Source organism: bacterium, assembly GCA_040755755.1.
Classification (GTDB): domain Bacteria; phylum SZUA-182; class SZUA-182; order DTGQ01; family DTGQ01; genus DTGQ01.
This window is the reverse complement of record JBFLZW010000060.1, coordinates 17,522-39,936: the sequence shown is the minus strand read 5'-3', so window position 1 is coordinate 39,936 and position 22,415 is coordinate 17,522. Positions and strand designations below refer to the sequence as shown.

Genomic DNA, 22,415 nt, shown 5'->3' with positions numbered 1-22,415 from the left:
GGATAGATTCATGAGCAGAGAAGAAAATAATAACCCTGAAAAAATAGAATCAGCAAAGAACGGGTCGCAGGGCAGGGAACTGGCCAGCGATGAGCTTGAAGGGCAGGATGAGCATGGCGAGCAGTTGCCTGATGATCAACCCTCTGATGACCAGGTGATTGACGATCAGCTTCTGGTCGATGGTGACATTGGCAGTGATGACATCGCAGGAAGCGAGGAAATCGTCGAGGTCGTCGTGGTCGCGGACCCGGCCAGTGGAAATGAAGTCGTCGAGGTTAAAACTAAAATTGTTGACGATGAATTCATTACTCCGGAGATGATCGAAGAGATCGAGGACCAGAGTCGGCAGACAGATTCCGGGCCGAAGAACGGGAAAGAGGCTGAGGCAGCATCAAAAGACACCGATGCCGGGGAGATTGATGAGCCTGGCGAAGCCGGGGTCATCGGTGTCAGATTTGAACCAACGGGAAAAACCTATGACTACCTCCAAAATGGCATTGATCTGCGGATCGGAGATTATTGCATCGTTGAGATGGACAAAGGTGAAGAGATAGCCAGGGTATTCAGGCTTTCCGCCACGCGGAGCAAAAAGCAGGGCCGCAAACCTCTCAAGCGGATCAGCCGCAAGGCGACACCTCAGGACCTCGATCAGGCCAGACGAAATGAGGAAATGGGAAAGAAGGCCCAGGTGATCTGCCAGAAAAAGATTATCGAGCGGGGCCTGCCCATGAAGCTGATCAAAGTGAAGTATTCCTTTGATGGCAGCAAGGCGGTTTTTTACTTCACGGCTGAAGGCCGCATCGATTTCCGGGACCTGGTCAAGGATCTGGCTGTCCGGTTCAGGACCCGCATCGAGATGCGCCAGATCGGTGTCCGGGATGAGGCCAGGATGATCAGCGGTTTTGGCTGCTGTGGACGGCAGTTATGCTGTTCTCTGTTCCTGCGCGACTTTGAGCCGGTTTCGATCCGCATGGCCAAAGATCAGTGCCTGACCCTGAATCCGGGGAAAATATCGGGCATTTGCGGACGGCTCATGTGCTGTCTGGTCTATGAGGCTGCCACCTATGAGGAAGTCCGCAAGAAACTTCCCAAATTGGGTGAGCGGGTTCTCCTGAATAACGAAGAGGGCAAGGTGGTTTCCTTTGATATCCTGAAAGGGCTGGTCTTTGTGGAATTTCCTGACGGAAGGGTGCTCAAGGTCGAAGGATCGGCTGTTCAGCGCATGAAAGGGGAACAGAAAAAACCCGCTAAGAAGCCCCCGAAGCAGCAGCAGGATGCGAAGCAGCACGATGGCGGAAAACAAGGTCGCTGAGACTGGCAAATTCGGCGAGCGAGAGGGTCTCACCCCGGCGCTGAGGGGAAATATGGGCCTGGGTGAAGAGGGCAGGCCACTCTTCCCGCCGGACCCCCAGTTCCCGATGAGCACTTAAGGCATTCAGCAGGGTTTTTCTGCGCTGGGAGAAAGCAGCCTGCACCAGGCGAAAGAAAAGAGCCTCATCCTGGACAGACACCTGCGGGTTATCGATGGGCCGAAGAGCAATGATTTCCGAAGCCACTTTGGGACGGGGATAAAAGGCTTCTGCCGGAAGATGGCTGACCTTTTCGATCCAATAGCGGTACTGAAGACGGATGCTCAGCTCTCCGTAGGCTTTCTCTCCGGGCCGGGCCATGACCCGCTCGGCCAGTTCCTTCTGGATGGTGGTAATAATCAGGCAGATGCGGTCCCTGATCTCTTCGAGATGAACCAGAATCGGAACGGCCACATAATAGGGAATGTTGCCGATCACTTTGATTTTCCTTTCTCCTTTCTCGATGTTCACACCTCCCTCCTCCTGCTCCGGAAAATGCTCTATGACTTCCTGATAGGAGCAGCAGGCTGCATCGGTCTGGATCAGGGTAACGTTGCCGAAGGGTGCAAGCTCTTGCCGGAGGATAGCCATAAGCCGCGGATCGAATTCCAGGGCAATGACCCACCGGGCTTTTTCGGCAAGCAGGCGGGTGATCTGGCCCAATCCGGCACCGATCTCGATGACCATGTCCCCGGCTGACAGGGCAGCTTCAGCCAGGAGCCGCAAAAGCGCCTGATCGCTTACCAGGAAATTCTGGCCCAGGCCTTTTTGGGGAAATATCCCGTATCGCGCCAGGGTGTCCTGCACCTTGCGCCGGAGAGAGTCCGTCATTTTTTCGCCTCCTGACGTTGCCGGGCCAGATACCCGGCCATTTCCACCGCAGCCGAAAGACTCGATATGTTCGCCTTTCCCTGCCAGGCGATATCGTAGGCAGTGCCATGATCCACCGAGGTCCGGATGATGGGCAGGCCGAGGGTAATATTGACCCCGACATCGAAAGCCAGCATTTTCAGAGGGATAAGTCCCTGATCGTGATACATGGCCACCACAGCGCCGAAAATTCCCTTTTGGGCCTGGTAAAAAAGCGTGTCGGCAGGGTAGGGGCCTTCAGCGGGTATACCTTCGGCTCTGGCCCGTGCTATGGCCGGTGAGATAGCCTCGATTTCCTCCCGGCCAAACAATCCGCTTTCTCCTGCATGGGGATTCAGTCCGCAGACCGCTATTTTTCGCTCCGCGGGGTAAAATTTCCTGAGCCACTCGTCGGTCAGCCGGATTATCCGGTAAATCCGCTCCTCGCTGATCATTGCCGAAACCTCGGCAATAGCCGCATGCGTGGTGACCAGCACTACCCGAAGCCCTCTTCCTGCCAGCATCATGGCAAAATCCCGGGTCCTGGTGTGATGGGCCAGCATTTCCGTATGACCGGCAAATTGACAGCCAGCCAGGTGGATGGCTTCCTTGCTGATCGGCGCAGTAACCATGGCCTGAATTTCATCCTGCAGGCACAGGGCAATAGCCCGCTCGACGTACTCCACCGATGCCCTGCCGCAGGCTGATCCGGCCTGTCCAATCTTTACTTCGTCCAGGGAGATATTGTTCAGATTCAGAACATTGACGCCGGCCCGGTCAAAATCAGCCTCCCGGGGCGAAGAAATGGAGTGAAAGCTCAGAGAATGCCCGATCCCCAGACGGCCGGCCACCTCCTGCAAAATACCCGCATCCCCGATCACCAGGCTGCGATAGTGCCTTGGCGCAATCTCCTGGTGAAAGAACTTGACAATGATTTCAGGGCCGACCCCGGCCGCATCCCCCATAGTTATACCGATAACAGCCTCTTTTCGGGACATTTCCTCTGACATTCTCCCTCCTCTCGTTTGAGGTGAAAATAGTGAATAATTCGTATGGCATATCGTTTGCTTTTCCTAATTATAGCAAATTCTCGGGGAATGGTTATCGGTAACTTGTTTTTCACCAGCACAAGGGGGGAATTTTGTGTTTACGAGGAAGCTCCTGATTATTATCCTGTTTTGCACTCTGTTTTTGTCTGCCCTTTTTTCCGGCTCTGCAGCTTTGGCCACAAGTCTTGCCTTTGATACCTTCGAGTATTGGGACAGTCCCCTGAATCATGGCTGGCGGACTTCTGACCCGGCCTATCCGGTATATGGGTATAATATCGGGACCGGTGCCTTGCAGACACTTGTTGATTTTGCTGAAGGGAGCCGCGTTCTTCAGGTTCAGAGTACGCCGTCGGTCTTTAATCAGTTAATGCCTTATCAGATTTACAACAGCAATCTCATCGATCAGTTGACCGGCAGTCCTCTCAGCAAAAAGGTCATTTCCTTCAAGCTTCAGGCTCCCCTGGCGGTTGAATATTTTGCCATGTTTCAGTTCTGCGTGGCCGTGGTTACCACCGGCAATGAGAATAAGACGCTTGTTTACCGCCCGGTAGAAGGCCCCGGTCCGGTGAAAAAAGGGGATACTATTGAGGTCTGCCTTGGCCGTCAGTACCAGGACGGAACCTGGCACCTGATTGCCCGGAACATGGACGATGACATCAGGGCCGCTATTCCCGGTTCAGGCCTGAAAGAGGTGAGGGCAATCATTATCCGGGGAAATGAGTACCGGCTGGATGATATCTATTTCCACGATGACCTGAAGTTTATCAATAACCATCCACCGGAGCTGTGGAGAATCGGACCGCAGTTTGCCACCCTGTTTTCTCCTTTCCGTATGCTGATTGCAGCCCGTGACCCTGACAACGATATGCTGGATTTTATCGTTACCATCGGAGGATATGGTGCCAATGGATCGAATACCAGCAATCTGGCCCTTCGTCTGCCACTTGATCCCAATGATGTGAACGCCGGAATTGCGCCGGATATCGTCCTCATGCAATTTGTCCCCCAGGTCCTGGAGGATCTGATTGTGACCGTCCGGGTTACCGATGGCCTGTTGTCGGATGTCGAAACCTTCCCCCTGTCGGTGGTCAATTATCCGGTCTACGGCATAAACCATCCGCCGCTGCTGGAGGAATTGAATGCCGCTGTCGCCCGCGTAGGAGAGGAATTTGTTTATGATGTGCTGGCCAGAGACCCTGACGGTGATATCATCACCTACTCAGCTACCATCAACGGCCTCCCCTCGTACCAGTTTGGCCCGTGGAATTTCAATATCATCAACCCGGTTACCGGACAGATCAGGTTTACGCCATACTTTGAGGGGCAATTTGAAATCATGGTTACTGTCCAGGACAGCCGGGGTATGCGGACCCAGGGGCCGATTTATCTGACCGTGTCCAATCCCGGAACATGGCTGAACCATAATCCGGTTCTCGGTCAGCATATTCAGAATCCGCAGGTAGCCAAGGCTGGCGTCCCCTTTAGCGTTCCGGTGGAATTCATCGATCCTGACGGTGACAAGCTCTTCTACTCCTGCAATGTCGGCTCGGTGACCGAGCGGACCGATGGCGCTCAGGGTGCGGTGTTCAGCTTCTTTACCTACTTCCCCGGCCAGTACCTGGTGAAAATCACCGCCTATGATGAACGCGGAGGACTGGCTGAGCAGACCTTCATCCTGGATGTCCAGCCGTGGTGGTCGTATTAGCTGGATAATAAGATGCGGGTTTACGTGAGAGGTTGGGTGGGGGTGATGGTTATTCCCACCCTTCCTCTCGAGAAACAGCAAACCCCTGTGGCAGGGGAAATGGGGAAAAACTGGCTGCACAAGTTTAAATTTGACAATTCCTCTGAGTTTCCTATACTTTAAGTAGCGACGCTCTCAGAAAAGTTAAACATTAACATTGATGGTGGAAGGGTATCAAAATGAAAACATACGCTTTTAAGATCGCAGTTGAACCAGATGAAGACCGCTGGTTTGCTTATTGTCCATTACTGGAAAAAGAGGAGCTGCTACGTGGGGCTATAGTAAAGAGGATGCCTTGAAGAATATTCAGGAAGTAGTACGGATGGTTGTCGAAAGTATGGTTGAGCATAAAGAGGCTATTCCTGAAGAACCCAAAGACGAGGTGATGGTTTTCCCTGAACCTTTGGTTGCTGTTACTGTTGGCTTATGAGTGGAATTGACTTGAGCAGATTAAGAAGTCTGACTGCCAGGCAGATAATAAGAGCTTGAGAAAAAGATAGCTTTGTTTTGGAACGGCAAAGCGGTTCTCATCAGCAATATCGTCACCCGGATGGTCGCCTGGTGACAGTTTCTTTTCATCATCTCTCAGATACATACACACCGAAGATATTGAGAAGTATGATTGAAGTTCAAGCCCGCTGGACTGTAAGGAGACATCAAAAGACTAAAGCTGATCTCATAATATCAGAACCCCTCAATCCGTAATGCGATTTATCCTATCGTTTTTTTTAGTCCTTATTTCCGAAGAGTAACAAAATTGATTTGAGCTGTTTTTCCTGAGTTTTTAATGATAACTGGAGCTCAGGCTATTGTGTGGTCGAAAAAAGCTTGACTTTTTTTGCTAAATTCTTCGGCAGCTTTATATTTTCGAAATTCCCAAGTCCTTGACAAGATTTTAAGGAATGATTATGATTACGATTGCCTTACCTGTTGGTTGTTTAGCAGTCAGCCTGAGCAGTTGGAATTTTAAGGGGTAGGGGATAGCATGGATCATTCGCTCTGGCCGGCCACAGGTCTTTCAGAACTATGGAGAAATCTTGTGTGGTTTAAAAGAGAAAATAAACCAAAAGAAAAAATTGAGAATAAAAAGCTGCAAATACCGCAGGGACTCTGGGTTCGCTGCAAAAACTGCAAGGAAATCATTTATAAAAAAGAGGTCGAACGTAACTTCGATATTTGTCCGAAATGCCAATATCACTTTTACATCAGTGCCAGAAAAAGACTCTCTCTGCTCTATGATGAGGGGGGGTACAGAATTTTCGATGAACACCTTCAACCTATGGACCCTTTGAAATTCCGCGACCGGAAAAAATACCGTGACCGCCTCAGGGAATATGCTTCTCTTACCGGACTCAAAGATGCCATAATCAGCAGTGAGGGAACTATCGGAGGCTATCGGGTAGTGATCTGCGCCATGGAGTTCGGATTTATGGGCGGAAGCATGGCCTCGGTGGTTGGAGAAAAAATTGTCCGCGGCGCGGAAAAGTGCCTGGCTGAGAAAATTCCGCTGATCACCATTGCCTGTTCCGGAGGAGCCAGGATGCAGGAGGGGATTCTTTCCCTCATGCAGATGGCCAAGACAAGCGCCGCTGCCGGTAAACTGGCTGAGGCGGGGCTGCCGTTCATCTCTATCCTTACCGATCCTACGACCGGAGGAGTTTCGGCCAGTTTTGCCATGCTGGGCGATATCATTATTTCGGAACCGAAGGCCATGATCGGCTTTGCCGGGCAGCGGGTAATCGAGCAGACGATCGGCCAGGAACTGCCGTCGGGGTTCCAGACAGCGGAATTTCTTCTGACTCATGGAATGATTGACATGATCGTTGACCGGAGAGAAATGCGGCCTACGCTCATCAAAATCATGAGCTTTTTTAACCTTGGCAGCAATAATGCAAGATCAAATGGCCAGCAGTGACATGACGCCGTTGTATGATCAGACCATAAAATATCTCTATGATCTCCAGCCGATAGGAATCAAGTTTGGTTTACAGAACACGTTGTCTTTATTAAGTTATTTTGGCAACCCGCACCAGAAGATCAGGACCGTTCATGTAGCTGGCACGAATGGGAAAGGCTCTACCTGTTCGATGATCTCCTCGGTGCTGCAGGCCGCCGGATACCGGGTGGGGCTCTACACCTCGCCGCATCTGGTGGATTTTACCGAGCGTATCTCGATCAACGGCCTTCCGATTTCCCAACCGGAAGTGGTGCGCCTGACCGAAAAGATCCGACAGGCTATCCGTGAGGGTGATTTTCGGTCCGCTCATCCGACCTTTTTCGAGGTAGTGACGGTCATGGCTCTGGCTTATTTCGCCGAGCAGCAGGTTGATTGTGCGGTCATGGAGACAGGCATGGGAGGAAGGCTTGACGCCACCAATGTCATCCGGCCCCTGCTCAGCATCATTACGACAATCGATCTGGACCATCAGCAGTATCTGGGCAACACGCTGCTGGATATTGCCCGTGAAAAGGCAGGGATAATCAAGGAAGGAATACCGCTCGTCACCGGAGCTCAGCAGCCGGAAGTTGTACAACTCCTGGCAGAGATATGCCGCGCGAGGGGAGCGGAAATGATACGTGTGCCTTGCCCCTCGCCTTCCGTTGTCAGGGCGGTCAGTCAGGGCCTTGAGGGGCAGGAATTTGAGGTTGCCTGGCCTGCTGTCACCTTGCCTCTGGCCTGGAATGATGCTGACGCCTCCTCCTGGCAGCGGTTTTCGATCCCGCTGATCGGGAACCACCAGATTCAAAATACCCTGATCGTCCTGGCGGCAATTCAAACCTTGAGCCGGTCGCTGTCCGCCGGTATATCTGCGGCCCAGATCGCACGGGGGCTGGCTGTCACCAGGTGGCCGGGCAGAGCGCAGGTTTATCCCGGATCGCCCGCCATTATGCTCGATGGTGCCCACAATCCGGCTGGCGCCAGGCAACTGGCCCGGCTTCTTGAAAGTCTGGCCTTTCCCCGCCTGATTCTCGTCTTAGGCATCATGAAGGACAAGGAGATCGGCGGAATCTGTCAGGAACTGGTTCCACTTGCCGACCGGCTTATTCTGACCCGGCCTCAGATCGATCGGGCCGCATCAGCGCAGGAGATCATGAATATTTTAGCTTCCAGGGCTCTGATCCCGGACTGGGGACGTGTCTCAACGGCCGCCGGCATCCCTGAAGCCATATCTATGGCCAGGGCAATGGCTGCCCCCGGTGACCTCATCTGTCTGAGCGGCTCGTTGTATACGGTTGGGGAGGCCAAGGTATTCCTGGATGCACTGTAGGCGTGGTACCCTGACCTTGATTATGGTCCTTTTTTCCCTGTGGGCTTTTTCCTCTTCAGGATTGGCCCGGGAAGCTCCACAGGCCGATGAAATTTCCATTCTGGCCGATCATCTGGAGTTTGATAAGCAGGGAGAGCGGATCAGGGGTGATGGGAACATTCAGGTCCGATACGGAGAACTGGCCTTTACTTCCGAGGAAATCGAATTCTCGGTTCCCGAAAAGGTACTGAAAGCGCGCAGGAATGTACGCCTTTCTCCGGGCCGCGGCTTTCAGATCCAAAGCGGCTCTCTGAAGTTCGATCTCAATTCCCGTCTTTTCAGCGTTTACGACAGCCATGTCCTTGTCGAGCCCTCATACTATTTCACCGCCGAAGAGATCGGGCAGGTGTCGCGGGAGAAAATCGTCGTTACCCGCGCTGTCTATACTGCCTGTGATCCGAACGATCCGGTCTGGAAAATTTCCTTCTCCCGGGGAGATGTTGAAATCGGGCACTCTGCCATGTTGAGGAACATTTTTTTTCGAGTCAAGGACACGCCGGTGCTTTATTTGCCGTACTTCTGGTTTCCGATTAATCAGGAAAAAGCTCCGGGATTTTTGACTCCGGACTTTGGGCGGTCGAGCGGCCTTGGGGTCTTTGTGCAGAATTATTTTTACCTGCCGCTCCGCGACTGGACCGACCTGGGGTTTCCAATCGATTACTATGAAACACGGGGAGTCGGGACCGGGCTGGAGTACCGCTATAGCCTCACCGGATCGGATTTCGGCCGTCTGCGGCTGTATGGAATCTACGACCGGCACAGGGGCCGGCAGCGGGGAGATGCATCTTTGCAGTTTCAGCAGGTTTTTGCCTCCCGCGTCCGGGCTGTGGCTGATGTGCATGCCATGAGCGATGATGACTATTACCGGGATTTCCGGCAGGAGATCAAGCAGCGATACAGCCAGTTTCTGGAATCACGGGCCTTTGTGGAGACAGCCGCAGATCCCTGGGAAGCCAGGATTCTGGCTGACCAGACCACCTTTTTGCAGGAAGGGTCGAATATCTATTTCCGCACAATCCCGCAGGTCAGCTTTTCGACCAGGCTCCGGTCCTATGCCCATCTTCCCCTTTTCGTGCAGTGGGAGTCCTCCTGGGCCAATTTACGGGTCGTTGATTCCCGGCAAAAATCCCTGATGCGGGCCTACAGGGCTGACTTTTCTCCCCGGATTTTCTCTTCCTTCACCGGCAGGCTGTACACGCTGACTCCTTCTCTTTTTTACCGGAGGACATATTACTTTCAGGATGATCAGGAAGCTGTAACCACCCGAAGCCTGTACGGCGGTGGTCTGGACCTTACCGGCCCCAAATTCTACCGGAGTTTTTCCGGACGGCTGGACCACAACCTGTATCCTCAGCTCAATCTGGTCTATGAGACCATGGACCGGCACAGGAGCGGACATGATGAAGATCAGGCAATTTTCGGCCTCGATCACATCGATCGGCTGGGAGAAAACCGGGAGCTTTCCTTCTCGGTGATTAACCGGGTATGGGAGATCGAGCCCGCAACCGAAAACCGGAGCAGCCAGGCAGAGTGGGAGTGGCTGAGCTTGATTATCCGGCAAAAATACGGTTTTCGGAGAAGCTATCCGTCACCATACCGGGAAGGCCGGGAAAGCCAGGGAGGATGGCAGGGGAGCGAGGCCGGATTCACGGATTTTGAGGTTGAAGCATCTTCCTGCCCCTTTCATCCCAAAAGCAGCGGCACAGGGAGCCAGTTTGAGCTCAAGTACGGCTACAATTGCGATGCAGGGCAGATGCGGCTGACGGATGTCCGCTGGTTATATGGATCCTCTCAGGAATTTGCCAGTCTCGGCTGGCGGTATAACCATCTTGAGAAGATCAGTGATGAAGAGCACGGGATCGTTCAGGATCAAAGCATCAACCTTATCCAGGGAAGCGTGCAATCCGGTTTGCCGCTCCGGATTTTACCTTCCCGACTCATGGGAAAGGTGACTCTTTACTACGATCTTGAGAATGGATCAGTGGTCGAGAACCAATACAGCCTTACCTATCAGGGAAGCTGCTGGTCCCTTCGGTTGGGCTACATCCAGAGGTTTGACGGACAGCGGTGGAATTTTACGCTGGGTCTTGAATCTCTGGGCGAGCTGGGATTTTAGGAGTTACTGCCAAAAGGCAAAAGGCAAAGGACACCACTCAAGACACAGAGGCACAGAGAAAAACACCGGGTGAAAACCGTTGTGCCCGGTTGAGAGGCTTTTTTGAGTTTTGACAATTTGCTATAGAAGGATTATTGAGATGAATACTGAGGCGATTTTGGTGATTGACATGGTCAAGGGATTTTTTCTGGAGGGATTCCCTCTCTATTGTGGAGACAAGGTGAGGGAGATTATTCCCTATGTGGCCGAATTTCTGAAAATGTATTCCCATCTTCCGGTTATCTACCTGTGCGACCATCATGCTCCGGACGATAAGGAATTTCAGATGCTTCCTCCCCATTGCATCGAAGGAACCGAAGAAACGGAACTGATCGAGGAGCTGCGGCCTTATCCGGGAATTATCGTGCCTAAAGCAAGGTTCAGCGGTCTTTATCAGACCGGCCTGGAGGATATTTTGCAAAAGCTCGATGTTGATACTGTAATTATTATGGGCATATGCACGGATATCAGTATCCTTTTTACCGCAGCAGGATTGCGGGAGCGGGACTATACCGTCAGAGTGCCTGCCCAGGGCGTGGCCTCCTTCAGCAGCTCTGAAATCCAGCACTTTGCCTTGAAGCAGATGGAAACGGTATTAGGCGTAAAGATCATATAAGCAAATTGATTCATGTGCAGTCAACTGCCATGAAAGCGCAGCCGACTGCCATGAAGCCAGAAAAAATTGGGGGACAGCAAAAATGGCTGATGAAAAGAGCAGCCAGAAATGGGTAGAGATATACGCTACCACCAGTGAATACGAAGCCAGGATTATCAAAGGGCTCCTGGAGTCAGAAGGGATTTTCTGTCTCCTCAGGTCTTCCCGCGTGGCTCAGTTTCCTTTTGATATCGGTCAGTTGGGCGAAGTTAAGATCATGGTGCCGATGACTGAAGTTGAAACAGGAAAGCAGATACTTCAGGACTATCTCACGGACAGGACGGAATAGCGAACTGGTTCCGGCAGAGTGAGGTTGCTTTTTTCCCGGTCAGGAAAGCCTCTTCGTCAAAAGCTTGCACGAAGAAGGGTAAGAGATAGTGGATATAATATTCAATAGCCTGATTCTTGCTGAATTCGCACAGAGGGCCAAAGTGCCGGCAGGCTGCAGAACCGAAAGCCGTACCCTGGAGAATATCCTCTACAAAACCCAGGAGAGCACGGCCTCTGTCCCCGGCCTCCGGATCGGCACTGTCAGGGTAATCAGGGAGGGTTGCACCAGGGTAATGTCCCTCCCTGGAGCCGGGGTGTTTATCGAGCAGGCTCCTGGTCTTTGAGATAATAGTCTCCGGGCTGCACCTGGGTGTCATCAGAAAGGGGAAGAGGGCCAGGTATTCGAGTTTCGTCCCTAATTGAAGACTAATGCTGGCAATTGTCTGGACCGTGAGTGAGTCATCCTGGATTTGATTTGAAATCAGAGAATAGAGATAAAGGGCCAGGAGGTAGCCGACCTGAAAATAGGGATGTTTTTCCAGCATTGAAGAGCGCAGGACAGGGCTGATGCTGATAAGAGAGCGGCCAATAATCTTTTTATCAACCGTAAGCCTTGCCGGATCAATACCTAAGAATTGGCATTGCTGGGAAATCAGCTTTTCCATGATCAGGCGGGAAGAAAGCTCAGGCCGTCCGCTGATGAGCCCTGTTTCTCTGAGGACAGCAGAGCTTGCAGCCAGTTGCTCTGTCAGAAATCCTTCAATATCTCCCTGCCGGAAATACGTGCGGGCGGATTCAATACTGCTCGTTTCCAGAGAGAGAGGAGCGGGGAGAAAACTCTCCAGTTGAGTATCAAAGATATCATATGCCTTTTCGACAACACGAGGACCTTCGATTTCCCGGTAAAAATTTTCGCTTCGGATATTGCCATCCAGTCCTTCATGAACGGTGAAAGGGCACAGCAGACCCACGCGGATGAAGGGCCTGTCCTGGACCCGCCCGCAGATCTGGTAGGGGAAAATCCTGCACTGGAGCGGTTTTTCAATCCGGCTGTTTTCCCGTTCGATCTGGCAAAGGTACTGGTTATTGAGGAAAAAGCACTTGGGCGCATGATTAATAAGATAGATGTATTTCCCCTGATCTATGGCGAAATAGGAGATGAGGGGGTATTTCTGCTTCAGATTGGCCCATTCGCGGCCATGCATGACAGCGGTTCCATATCCGCCCCGGCAGCAGGCTGCCTTGCAGGATGAGCAATCGTAATTGAGTGCACCGTCAAGGAGAGAAAAAAATGGCTTCAGCGGCATTGTCTTGGTATCCTTCTCGGTCTCTGTATCGCTTCAGGTTCAGCTTCAGCATCTTCATTGCTTGGGTTCAACAGCCTCAGCCTCTTAATTACTTTTTCGGCACAGAGGCTCTCTTACAGGATATTTATTTCAAAATTGACCGCATCCGGTGGCTCGTGCCGGTGAGAAAGCAGGTGATCAGGGAGGGTAAGTGATAGAAAGAGGGGGAAAAATGAAAAAATTCCGATTTTCCGGAAGCTGCACCGAAGAGTATTTCAGAAGAAACTGACTGCAGAACATAACAGAGGCACAGGAGAAAACACCAGAGGCACAGCGGAGAGAGCCTGGTATGGCTTCCGGCTGTGCCTCCTGCTGATCCCAAACCTGATTGCGGCAGTACCACTTCAGCACCGCGCCTCCCTTGCCGGTGCCTTGCCTGCCTCAGTCAGGAAGGGTTTTCACGAACATTCGATTAAATAACCGGGGCAGACAGTGCCAGGTTAATGGTTCCTGTCTCAACAACCGCGCTGCTGCCAAGATTAATGATCGTATACGTTCCACCCATGGTTGTGGTTGAGGTCAAAAGTCCGCTGATATCAAGCTCAAAGGTCTGGCTGCCAATGCCGATTCCGGTGCCGGAAACAAGAACCTGGCCGTTCAGGGCGGTGCCGGTAACGGGTACCAATACTGAAAGGTTGTAATTGGTCAGCAATTGTGCGGTTCCACTCAGGGCCTGGGTCAGGGGATCCGCCGCCAGGTTCAGAGTCATGGGGCCGGAGTAGACGTTGTTGGACCACAGCCCCTGCCAGAAGCCAGCCTGTTCTGCAGCCACTGCCGGTGCAGCAGCCGGATTAAACAGGGACGGGAACATGGCAGAATACATCCCGGCTATACCGAGAAGCGGAGCGATCTGCAGGAAGGGTACCTGATAACTTAACCCTGATCCTGTGTCAATAGTATAGTACATATTTTGCAGTCCAAAGGGACTAAACCCGCCGTACATCCCGCCGTAGAGGCCGTACATGCCGCCGTACAGGCCCATGCCATACAGGCCATACATTCCATAGCCGCCGTACAATCCCATTCCATACAGGCCACCATAAAGCCCGCCATACATCCCGCCGTAGAGGCCGTACATGCCGCCGTACAATCCCATTCCATACAGGCCGCCGTAATACGCTTTTGCCGTCCCGCTGGACAAAGTAAACGTCAATAAACAAAGAATGCCGATAATTAAGGTTTTGCCTTGAGAAAGTTTCATGATTCCAATCCCCTCTTTCTCCCCCCAAAGATTGCTTTGACTCGTTCCGGAACAAGAAAAAAATAGTTGCCTCTTCAGAATTTTCATCCTGTCACTTCAAAATGACCGTCTCACCTCCTGACCCTACTCTTTATCACCATCACTTTGTGAGGAACAGCTCACCTGCCCTGTGACTTTTGACTTCCAAAGACTGCTCTCATCCTCTTCTCCCTCTTCTCCCTCCCTTGCGCCTGCTCTGGGTTAACCAGCGCCGGAAATGGCAGACCTCATTCCTTTTACCTCAGAGCAAACCTTGCCTTTCAGGAGGGAAGAGGGAGAAGAGGATGAAGGAAACTTTCCAGCCACAGGGGAAGACGGATTCTGCCCCGCTGCAGAAATACCGGCTAATTGCTCTCCGGCCAGGTTAGTGACTTATGCGATTACCTGGTCGGGAATCAGTATCAGAGCCAATCATAAGGAGATGCGGTCCTGGAAGAATTGCTGTCCGTGGGATTTTTGAGCCGGGAAAATGAGACCTGTTTTTCAGAAAAACAGAAAATGGAGATCGAACAGGAGACTCTCTACAGTGGAGCTCATACCAGAGATAGCGGAAGGTGAAGTGAGAGAAGAAAGCGCGGCAGCCGCAAGATAAGCTGTTTTGTCCTCTCGGCAATGTCTCTATGGTCTTATGTGATATGGAGTAATTTAACTTGTCATAATTGCTGCTCTCCTGAAGTTGTTGCGCTCCTGGAATGAATATGAATTGACTGTACCGGACGATCGATGAGGCTGATACATGCTCCTCATTACCGCTCCATCTGCCGCTTGGGGCAATCTTTATGCCAGGTGTGGGCATGATTTTCCTCTGGCAGGGAGTAACATGAATAACTATTTGTTTTAATTTCGATATGTTGCACAGCGGAGAGGGAAGATGGAGGTTCTGTTGCCAATTTGCGGAGGGTGTGGTTCGCATAGAAACTATGGATGGATACATAGTTTCTATGGAAATCGCAATCCCCCTTCGGAGGCGACCGTAACTGATTGAACCGGCTATCTTGCAAGGGGTCTTGGCAGGTGAACGGGATGAACGCTTCCCAGATACCATGCATCTGCATGGGTACATAATTCCTATGGTTTTTTTCGGAGTGCCGTCAATTGACTTTACCGCCCGGCAGCCCTATAATAAGGACTTTCCTGTGAAAGGAGGAAGTTTTGATGGAATTGAAATATCTTGGTAAGCTGTGGGAAAAGGGCATCCATTTTCTGGGAACCCGGTATGCTATTTTATGCGGGGCCATGACCTGGGTCAGTGAATCTCATCTGGTGTCAGCGGTTTCAAATCATGGCTGTTTCGGGGTCCTGGCAGGCGGCAATATGCCGGTCGAGGTGCTTGAGAAGGAAATCGAGGCCACACAAAAGCTGACCCGGGAGCCCTTTGGAGTAAATCTGATCACCATTGCCCCCAATTTTGAGAAGCACGTTGACCTGGTTTCTCAGAAGAAGCTCAGCCACGTCATCTTTGCCGGAGCCATCCCTCCGGATAAGGCCATTAATCAGGTCAAGGAAAGCGGGGCCAAAATTATCTGTTTTGCCAGCACCCTTGCCCTGGCCAAAAAGATGATCAAGGCAGGGGCGGATGCCCTGATACTGGAGGGCAACGAGGCAGGAGGGCACATCGGCCCGGTCTCGACCACTGTCCTGGCCCAGGAAATCCTGCTGCACGTCCAGAACGTGCCGGTTTTTGTGGCCGGTGGAATCGGCACGGGAGAAATGATCGCCCAGTACCTCCTGATGGGGGCTGCCGGATGCCAGTTGGGTACCCGCTTTGCCGCGGCTGAAGAATCCATCGCTCATCCGGATTTCAAGAAAAAACTGATCTCATCAAGTGCCCGCGATGCTCAGCAGACCTACCAGTTTGATCCTTTTCTGCCGGTTGTCCCTGTCCGGGCCATTGTCAATAAGGCAACCAAACGATTCAACCAACTCCAGTTGGACCTTTTGAAGGAACTGGAAGAAGAAAGGATCGACCGCAGGGCCGCACAGATGAAACTGGAGGAATTCTGGGTCGGTGCCCTGCGAAGCGCCGTGATCGACGGCGATGTGGAAAACGGCTCGGTCATGGCTGGCCAGAGCGTGGCCTTCGTCAAAAAAATCCAGCCCGTGCAGGAAATTATCCGGGAACTGGTCGAGGGTGCGGAAACAAAACTGGCCTCGCTGTGGGAGTGAGGGGGGAAAAGGCATGGGAGTGAGGGGGGATATGCATCAGGCTCAGCCCGGCTTTCCTGCTCCCTTGCCCCTCTGGGGAGAAGGGCTGGGGTGAGGGGTGTGGAGTGAGAAAAATATTGGCGCAGGGAAAATCATAATTCAAGACCCCGATTCTGACCCCGGATTCTGCGGATTCGCGGATTCGATGGCCTCATAAATAGTTTCAGGAGCGATATCGGCGCCGTTAGGCCAAGCTATCGTCCCTCCGTCAATACGAGCTTTTTTAAATAACTCTGGGTCCTTTAAAGCATGAAACACAGGCCCCTTAGTGAGATAGAGTGAAAAATCTATATCACCGTTGACAGAATTGTCAAAAACGATATGGTACACATAATCGCCCTTGTATTCGATTTTGACTACTTCGTTCATATCCCACATATGTCTTGCCTCATGGTAATGGTTCGATTTTATTTATCGTTTGGCCTGACTGCGCAAGATTCCAGTTATTCATCAACTCTATCTCCCAATTATATGCTCATTATCCGCTTATGACTTATCAGGTAAATTTACTAAATGTTATCTCTCATCCCTAAAAAGGTGATAGGTAATATGACCAAGCAAAATAATTGTAACTAATAGCCTATAACCGTGTCAATGCATATACCTGGGGAGCGCCCATGTCTCCGCTTTATGCTTTATTTATCTGCCTCTCAGAAGCACAGGGAAAATTACAATTCAAGACTTGATTCCGGATTTGAGGATGACCCCAACTTCACACCTTTCTTCCCAATTTTACCGTTTACTTTCCATTGACTTCGATACTCTTACTATAGAGAAATTCAGGGTCCATGTCCAAATTGTTTGCCCATTCTATCGTATCATATTTAACCGTCACTGAATTAAATAACGATACATCTTTCAATTCTGAAAATTTACCAATGGTTAGATATGGAGCAACATCGAATATCCTCTCCTCACCATTTTCGAATTTTATCAATAATTTATATTCATCTAGTGGTTTTACATTTTTGACTGATAAATACATATAACCCTCATTTCACTTACTTCATTTCATTTCATTTCACTTCAAAGGTTCAATCTTGAAAGGAAGCTCGCCATTCGATGTCAACTCCCAGTCCGCTAACAATTCCTCTTTATGAATTTCAGCCCATGCCAGAACAAGTCTGCTTTGCTTCACCGGCAGATTGCCTTCTGTTATTTCGCAGGATAGAATATTAATGATAGCCTTATACTCCTGATAGTACACATGAATATGTGGCGGATTATGTTCACCTGGAGCACAATACATTCGAATTATTATCCCATAAAACATAGAAATTGTTGGCATTACATCTCCCTTTTTCCCTATATGATCGAAAAATAATTCGTTTTTCAATATACTCTCTATTTTTATCTTCTCATATCCATAATATGAATCGGAAATCCATCCTAGACTTTCATGTTTTTGTATCGAATTTTGAGTATCAAGTCAAGTGCCGAACCTGCTTCACGCTATTTGCTTGCCTCTGCGACTAAAGTCAATTTACTCTGCCAATGTTCGGGGATCGCCCATATGGGATACATGGCACACATCCGATGGCACATATTTAAGGATGAAAGAATGATCTCCCGCAGACGCAAAGGCGCAGAGAATGACTGAAAATGATATCCTCTGCGCCTCTGCGGGAAAAATACAACACTGCCGTGCCGTCTTTCCCATAAGAGCGCTTTATGTACCATGTCAGGACCTGACACCTGCTCCCCAACTCCTTAATGATCCAGAGAAATTTAATTGGATTCTATCCAATAATAATAGTATTATGAAATTTCTGATGTAAGAGTATCAACTAAAGGGTATTTTGAATGGTATCAAGAGCTGTACGAGCAAGGAAATATTCCTCTTAAGGAGGGAGAAGGTAAATAGCAGGGAGGCAAGGAATGGAGAGAACAATCATAGCAGCACTGGCCGCCGGTGCGGCGGCCGCAGCTCAGGATGTGACTGCGCAGGGAATGAAGGACGCTTACGCGGGACTGAAAGCCCTTATTGCCCGCAAGCTTGGCAACAGAGCCGGGGCTAAGGTCGCCCTTGATCGGTTAGATGAGGAGCCAGACTCTAAAGACGGGCAGGAAGCACTAAAGGAAGTACTCAAAAGCGCTAACGCGAGCCAGGATGATGAGATCGTAAGACAGGCTCAGGCCCTGCTCGATCTTCTGAAGCAGTATGCACCAGCTGACAGGCCGGTCTGTCATGCCGTATCGCATGGCGACGGGGCTATTGCCCAGGGGCCGGGAGCTGTGGCCGCCGGGGCTGGCGGTGCAGCTATCGGCGGCAGGGTGAGTGATAGCACCATCATCACCGGGAGCCAGAATCCTGCTGGTGTCATTAACACTGTACACGGAGATGTGTACATCATCCAGAATCCCGATGGTCACAGGATAGCCGATACCATCACCCACCGAGTTATCCCTCAACGGCCAGAAATCCGGACCAGGGAGCATTCGCTCCCCAGTGATAAAGGCAGGGACGCTGCTGCCGGAGAAAAAACCTTTGTGCGGAAAATCCGCATTTTTCTCTCCTCTCCCGGCGATGTCGATGCCGAGCGGCAAAAAGTCGGTGCCGTAGTGGCCCAAATCGAGCGCATGCTGGGTAACAGGCTTGGTTTTTCCCTTGAGCTCGTGGAGTGGACTTTAACCGCTACCTCGGCTATCTCAAGGCGGAGACAGGATATATGGACATTCGGGGGCTGGTGTCCGGTGAAGGCAAGGTCCATCAATTCGGCATAGATCAGCTCTATATTCCTTTAAAGACTGCCGGTGTTGCGGGCCGGTCATTCCGGAAAAGCGATGGAAAAGGCAGGCTGCACCCTGATGAAGGAATGATGGCAGGTGAAATGTCCCTGCATGAAGCTCTGCAAATATCCTTGCAGGAAACCATGAAGGAAGCCATGCACAGGTGCGGGCTGATCATCAAGGGCGATCCCGGTGCCGGAAAAAGCACTTTTCTGCGGCTGATCACCTTTACGCTCTGTAAGAAATGGCTGGGGGAAGAGTCTGCCTCCAGTGCCGCAGCAAAGATCATCTGGCCAGGCCAGCCGCCCCTGCCTGTTTTTGTCCGTCTGGGCAGGTTGGCAGACCATATCCACGAATGGAAAGCTAAAGATCCCGCTCACTCGCCGACACACAAAGACAGCCCAGAATGGCTGTTCCACTTTCTCGGTGAGCAGAGTAAAGAATTTGATTGGCAGGTTTCAGCCGAGGACTTTCGCCGGGAAATGAAGGAGGGGCATTGTCTGATCATGCTCGACGGCCTGGATGAGGCACCGAATTCAAGAATGCGCCAAAACATAAGCTCCCTGGTCGCTCATCTGCTCAGGGCCTACCCCAAATGCTGCCTTGTCCTGACCAGCAGGCCGGGTGCGCTTATTGGCAAAGTCATGCCCGAGGGAGACTTTGCCCTGGCAGAGATTGCGCCTCTCGATGAGCAGGCCATGAAGGTCTTTCTGACCCAATGGAGCTCTGCGCTTTACCCTGATGCGCCGGAGAAATCGCGGCAGCACCTTGCTGAGCTTATTGGCGCGCTCCAGTCAAGTCCGCAGATCCGGCGGATGGCCAGCACCCCGGTCATGCTTACCGCCCTGGCCGTGGTCCACTGGAATGAAAACCGCCTGCCCGAGCAGCGCGCCGAGCTCTATGAGTCTGTCATTACCTGGCTGCTGCGTGCCAGAGAGCAGCGCCCAGGCCGCCTTTCGGTCGATCGATCCCGCAAGCTCCTGCAGAAGCTGGCCCTGGCTATGTTCATTCATCCTGATGGCCGCCAGAGGCAGGTAGGGCTGCGCTGGGCTGCCGAGCAACTGGCTGCGGAATTTGATTCTAACCGGGAACATACGGCGGTTGAGCTGGCCGAGCGATTTCTGGGCGAAGAAATGCTGGACAGCGGCATCATCGTCGAGCGAAGCCACCGTCTTGAATTCTGGCATCTGAGCTTCCAGGAGTATCTGGCAGCATTTGAGATCGCCGGCCTTCTGGAGGCGAAGCAATTGGAGATACTGTTTGAAAACGAGCGGCTCTCCAGCAGTGAATGGCGTGAGGTGGTGCTCCTGCTGAGTGGCGTACTGTATAAACAGGGTCTGGATAAAATCAACCATCTGATTGACGAAATCATCACCCGGGGACCGCAGAAGGGAACCAATGAGACCCTGCCGCAATTGGCCAGAAAGGTGGGGCTTTCAGGCGGTATCGAGCGCGATCTGGCACCCTATAGGTATAAGCCCGCCAACCCGGCCTATCCTGAGATTATGCGCCAGGTCATGGGCATTTTTGATAAGGCCGCCTACCGGAATGTGCCGATGCAAGTGCGCATTGAGGCTGCCGACGCCCTGGCTCAGGCGGGTGATCCGAGACTGGCGGAGGGTGATCCCAGGACTGGGCCGATGATTGAGATTCCAGGGGGATTATTCTGGATGGGGGCACAGAGGGATAAGCGCACGGAGCGAAATTTCGATAAGGATGCCCGGAATGATGAATCACCGGTCCACCAGGTTGAGTTGTCTGCCTATCGCATCGGTAAATACCCGGTCACGGTTGAGCAATACCGGCGGTTTATTGAAGATGGCGGGTATGAGAATAATCGATACTGGCAAGCAACAGGCGGCTTTGGTAAGTACAGGGAGCCGAAAAAGTGGGAGGATCAAAAGCAGTATCCTTCCAGGCCAGTGGTGTCCGTAAGCTGGTATGAAGCTGCCGCCTTTGCCTGCTGGGCCGGAGGACGGCTGCCCACAGAGGCTGAATGGGAACGCGCGGCGCGCGGTCCTGGCCAGGAATATCGAAAGTATCCCTGGGGTAGTAATGAGCCAACACCGGAGACCGCCAATTTTTATGAAAGCGAGACAGGGAAGGCCGCGCCGGTGGGGATTTTCCCTGATAATTGCTCGCCTGAAGGGGTGATCGATATGGCCGGTAATGTCTGGGAATGGTGCCAGGATTGGTACAGCGAGAAGTATTACCAGCTTTGTGCTCGGCAGGGCGTAGTGAAAGACCCTCTTGGCCCGAAGAATGGTGAAGGCCGCGTGGTTCGCGGGGGCTCGTTCCTCAGCTACCAGGTCAATCTGCGCTGTGCCGCCCGTTACTGGAGCGTCCCGAGTAGCCGGGTCAACTATAGCGGTTTTCGTGTAGTTCGTGGCCCCTCAGTCTGATCCTCTGAACCTCTGACTATCTGAAAATCTGAAAAACAGGGCAAAGATTATGCAAGAATTGATCATTTTCAAGAAATCGTACGATTTTCCCCAATGCCTTTTTCACCATGCAGCAAAAGGAGGAGGCCAGCTCCTTGAAGGTAGAAAAGAGCTGGCCTTTTATGGGAGAGAGGAAATAAGGGGTGATGGCTTGTGTCAATGATACTCGTGTCAATGATGCTCGTGTCGATGATAAACACGTCAATACAATCTGTTAAACCTGCACTTCCGGGTTAAACAGGATTAATCCTTTTGAAAATCGGTTATTTTCATCTACAATGGATTGAATATGCAAACTTACCTTGATCTTTTGGCCATTTTTCTTATGGATGTGGCTTTTGAGCTTAACCTGGGAATCCTTTTTCAGGGGAGGAGGAAGCAAAAGGCCGGTTCCCCTGCAATCCGCAGAGGAAAGCAGATTAAAGCAGTCGGAGTGAAGGAGCTCCTCCCTGGAGTAGCCGGTGATCGATTCTGCTGCGGGGTTAGCGTAAGCAATGGAGTGGTCCCGGTTAATAATGAGCAATCCGCTGGTGATGTTTTCATAGAGAGCCAGGCCGATCTTTTTTTCCCGGTACAACTCCTGCTCGTTTTGCTTGAGTTTATATTTCAAATCCTTGCAATTTTTTTCCAGCCGTTTTTTGGTATCCCACAAATCCTTGTTGGTTCTAATCATAGTCTGCATCAATCTTTTTTGCTTACGGGTCTTTTCAACTCGCTCTGTCTGCATATTTTGACTCCTCTCTTCTATGATTATGATAGTAAGTCTTATTCATAGTAAGTCTTGTTCCTGGAAAATATTTCCTTAAGAACAAAGCAGATATTCGGTAAGTCATATTGTCGCTGCTTGAGAAAATCCGGGCGACAAATTCCGTTTTGCTTCTCATGATGTTATTGAGAACAACTAACTAAATAGCAAGTTGAATGCCAACAGATAAGCAACTGATTTACCAGGACTTATTCGCTCACCATGATCTATGGGGTGACAAAATTGTCGAACCTCTCAGATCGGCAGAATAATGAGTGGAGCGTGAATACTTCGCAATTTTAATGGCTTATGCTGGTAGTTGTAAGGTT

General features: G+C 51.3%; 18 protein-coding genes and 1 pseudogene. 11 read left to right on the top strand and 8 right to left on the bottom strand.

Features of this window, described 5'->3' with window-relative positions:
• Positions 1-10 precede the first annotated feature (10 nt).
• Positions 11-1,312, top strand: coding sequence for a stage 0 sporulation family protein (locus AB1611_17680; protein MEW6381414.1), 1,302 nt, complete (start codon positions 11-13; stop codon positions 1,310-1,312).
• On the opposite strand, the gene rsmA is transcribed toward AB1611_17680, so the two are convergent.
• Positions 1,248-2,180 carry a 16S rRNA (adenine(1518)-N(6)/adenine(1519)-N(6))-dimethyltransferase RsmA gene (gene rsmA / locus AB1611_17675; protein MEW6381413.1) on the bottom strand — a complete coding sequence of 311 codons (933 nt, stop codon included), beginning with the start codon at positions 2,178-2,180 and terminating at the stop codon, positions 1,248-1,250. The genes AB1611_17680 and rsmA overlap by 65 nt on opposite strands.
• Complete coding sequence (gene pdxA, locus AB1611_17670; GenBank protein ID MEW6381412.1) at positions 2,177-3,208, bottom strand: 4-hydroxythreonine-4-phosphate dehydrogenase PdxA; 1,032 nt, start codon at positions 3,206-3,208, stop codon at positions 2,177-2,179. The genes rsmA and pdxA overlap by 4 nt, the downstream gene beginning before the upstream one ends.
• A gap of 133 nt (positions 3,209-3,341) precedes the next feature.
• Here pdxA and AB1611_17665 point away from each other — a divergent pair, with 133 nt between their 5' ends.
• From AB1611_17665 to AB1611_17635, 7 genes and pseudogenes are all read left to right on the top strand, one after another.
• A complete protein-coding gene (locus AB1611_17665; GenBank protein ID MEW6381411.1) occupies positions 3,342-4,952 on the top strand; it encodes a hypothetical protein in 1,611 nt (536 codons plus the stop codon).
• A 540-nt stretch (positions 4,953-5,492) separates the two neighbouring features.
• Positions 5,493-5,696, top strand: a pseudogene (locus tag AB1611_17660) (type II toxin-antitoxin system HicA family toxin).
• A gap of 280 nt (positions 5,697-5,976) precedes the next feature.
• The gene (gene accD, locus AB1611_17655; GenBank protein MEW6381410.1) at positions 5,977-6,906 is read left to right on the top strand and encodes an acetyl-CoA carboxylase, carboxyltransferase subunit beta; all 930 of its coding nucleotides are present in this window, start codon (positions 5,977-5,979) and stop codon (positions 6,904-6,906) included.
• Positions 6,881-8,260 (top strand): folylpolyglutamate synthase/dihydrofolate synthase family protein, encoded by a 1,380-nt coding sequence (locus AB1611_17650; GenBank protein MEW6381409.1) that lies wholly within the window; start codon positions 6,881-6,883, stop codon positions 8,258-8,260. The genes accD and AB1611_17650 overlap by 26 nt, the downstream gene beginning before the upstream one ends.
• Positions 8,250-10,415, top strand: a complete 2,166-nt coding sequence (gene lptD, locus AB1611_17645; GenBank protein ID MEW6381408.1) for an LPS assembly protein LptD — start codon at positions 8,250-8,252, stop codon at positions 10,413-10,415. Before AB1611_17650 ends, lptD begins: the two co-directional genes overlap by 11 nt.
• A gap of 139 nt (positions 10,416-10,554) precedes the next feature.
• Positions 10,555-11,070: an isochorismatase family cysteine hydrolase gene (locus tag AB1611_17640; protein MEW6381407.1), complete on the top strand. Its 516-nt coding sequence runs from the start codon at positions 10,555-10,557 to the stop codon at positions 11,068-11,070.
• An 82-nt stretch (positions 11,071-11,152) separates the two neighbouring features.
• Positions 11,153-11,398, top strand: coding sequence for a DUF2007 domain-containing protein (locus AB1611_17635; GenBank protein MEW6381406.1), 246 nt, complete (start codon positions 11,153-11,155; stop codon positions 11,396-11,398).
• Here the strand turns inward: AB1611_17635 and AB1611_17630 are convergent.
• Positions 11,379-12,686 (bottom strand): hypothetical protein, encoded by a 1,308-nt coding sequence (locus AB1611_17630; GenBank protein ID MEW6381405.1) that lies wholly within the window; start codon positions 12,684-12,686, stop codon positions 11,379-11,381. The two genes, AB1611_17635 and AB1611_17630, sit on opposite strands and share 20 nt — an antisense overlap.
• Before the next feature lie 451 nt (positions 12,687-13,137).
• On the bottom strand, positions 13,138-13,926 hold the full coding sequence (locus tag AB1611_17625) for a hypothetical protein (GenBank protein MEW6381404.1): 789 nt from the start codon (positions 13,924-13,926) through the stop codon (positions 13,138-13,140).
• 1,194 nt (positions 13,927-15,120) lie between these two features.
• Here AB1611_17625 and AB1611_17620 point away from each other — a divergent pair.
• On the top strand, positions 15,121-16,131 hold the full coding sequence (locus AB1611_17620; protein ID MEW6381403.1) for a nitronate monooxygenase: 1,011 nt from the start codon (positions 15,121-15,123) through the stop codon (positions 16,129-16,131).
• A gap of 138 nt (positions 16,132-16,269) precedes the next feature.
• Here the strand turns inward: AB1611_17620 and AB1611_17615 are convergent, their stop codons facing one another.
• From AB1611_17615 to AB1611_17605, 3 genes are all read right to left on the bottom strand, one after another.
• A complete protein-coding gene (locus tag AB1611_17615; GenBank protein MEW6381402.1) occupies positions 16,270-16,539 on the bottom strand; it encodes a DUF2442 domain-containing protein in 270 nt (89 codons plus the stop codon).
• A 370-nt stretch (positions 16,540-16,909) separates the two neighbouring features.
• Positions 16,910-17,155: a DUF2442 domain-containing protein gene (locus AB1611_17610; protein MEW6381401.1), complete on the bottom strand. Its 246-nt coding sequence runs from the start codon at positions 17,153-17,155 to the stop codon at positions 16,910-16,912.
• Between the two features lie 36 nt (positions 17,156-17,191).
• The gene (locus tag AB1611_17605) at positions 17,192-17,458 is read right to left on the bottom strand and encodes a DUF4160 domain-containing protein (protein MEW6381400.1); all 267 of its coding nucleotides are present in this window, start codon (positions 17,456-17,458) and stop codon (positions 17,192-17,194) included.
• A gap of 590 nt (positions 17,459-18,048) precedes the next feature.
• Here AB1611_17605 and AB1611_17600 point away from each other — a divergent pair.
• Both AB1611_17600 and AB1611_17595 read left to right on the top strand, forming a co-directional pair.
• Positions 18,049-18,894: a hypothetical protein gene (locus AB1611_17600; protein ID MEW6381399.1), complete on the top strand. Its 846-nt coding sequence runs from the start codon at positions 18,049-18,051 to the stop codon at positions 18,892-18,894.
• Positions 18,840-21,302, top strand: a complete 2,463-nt coding sequence (locus tag AB1611_17595) for an SUMF1/EgtB/PvdO family nonheme iron enzyme (protein MEW6381398.1) — start codon at positions 18,840-18,842, stop codon at positions 21,300-21,302. The genes AB1611_17600 and AB1611_17595 overlap by 55 nt, the downstream gene beginning before the upstream one ends.
• Positions 21,303-21,555: 253 nt before the next feature.
• Here AB1611_17595 and AB1611_17590 read toward each other — a convergent pair whose 3' ends face one another.
• Positions 21,556-22,014, bottom strand: a complete 459-nt coding sequence (locus AB1611_17590) for a PAS domain-containing protein (protein ID MEW6381397.1) — start codon at positions 22,012-22,014, stop codon at positions 21,556-21,558.
• Positions 22,015-22,415: the final 401 nt, after the last annotated feature.

Coding starts and splice junctions, on each gene's coding strand:
- AB1611_17620 (MEW6381403.1), top strand. CDS start 15,121: ATGGAATTGAAATATCTTGGTAAGCTGTGGGAAAAGGGCATCCATTTT.
- AB1611_17610 (MEW6381401.1), bottom strand. CDS start 17,155: ATGTATTTATCAGTCAAAAATGTAAAACCACTAGATGAATATAAATTA.
- AB1611_17605 (MEW6381400.1), bottom strand. CDS start 17,458: ATGCCAACAATTTCTATGTTTTATGGGATAATAATTCGAATGTATTGT.
- accD (MEW6381410.1), top strand. CDS start 5,977: ATGGATCATTCGCTCTGGCCGGCCACAGGTCTTTCAGAACTATGGAGA.
- AB1611_17600 (MEW6381399.1), top strand. CDS start 18,049: ATGGAGAGAACAATCATAGCAGCACTGGCCGCCGGTGCGGCGGCCGCA.
- AB1611_17625 (MEW6381404.1), bottom strand. CDS start 13,926: ATGAAACTTTCTCAAGGCAAAACCTTAATTATCGGCATTCTTTGTTTA.
- AB1611_17680 (MEW6381414.1), top strand. CDS start 11: ATGAGCAGAGAAGAAAATAATAACCCTGAAAAAATAGAATCAGCAAAG.
- AB1611_17595 (MEW6381398.1), top strand. CDS start 18,840: ATGGACATTCGGGGGCTGGTGTCCGGTGAAGGCAAGGTCCATCAATTC.
- pdxA (MEW6381412.1), bottom strand. CDS start 3,208: ATGTCAGAGGAAATGTCCCGAAAAGAGGCTGTTATCGGTATAACTATG.
- AB1611_17640 (MEW6381407.1), top strand. CDS start 10,555: ATGAATACTGAGGCGATTTTGGTGATTGACATGGTCAAGGGATTTTTT.
- AB1611_17650 (MEW6381409.1), top strand. CDS start 6,881: ATGCAAGATCAAATGGCCAGCAGTGACATGACGCCGTTGTATGATCAG.
- AB1611_17615 (MEW6381402.1), bottom strand. CDS start 16,539: ATGAACGAAGTAGTCAAAATCGAATACAAGGGCGATTATGTGTACCAT.
- AB1611_17630 (MEW6381405.1), bottom strand. CDS start 12,686: ATGCCGCTGAAGCCATTTTTTTCTCTCCTTGACGGTGCACTCAATTAC.
- AB1611_17635 (MEW6381406.1), top strand. CDS start 11,153: ATGGCTGATGAAAAGAGCAGCCAGAAATGGGTAGAGATATACGCTACC.
- lptD (MEW6381408.1), top strand. CDS start 8,250: ATGCACTGTAGGCGTGGTACCCTGACCTTGATTATGGTCCTTTTTTCC.
- AB1611_17590 (MEW6381397.1), bottom strand. CDS start 22,014: ATGATTAGAACCAACAAGGATTTGTGGGATACCAAAAAACGGCTGGAA.
- rsmA (MEW6381413.1), bottom strand. CDS start 2,180: ATGACGGACTCTCTCCGGCGCAAGGTGCAGGACACCCTGGCGCGATAC.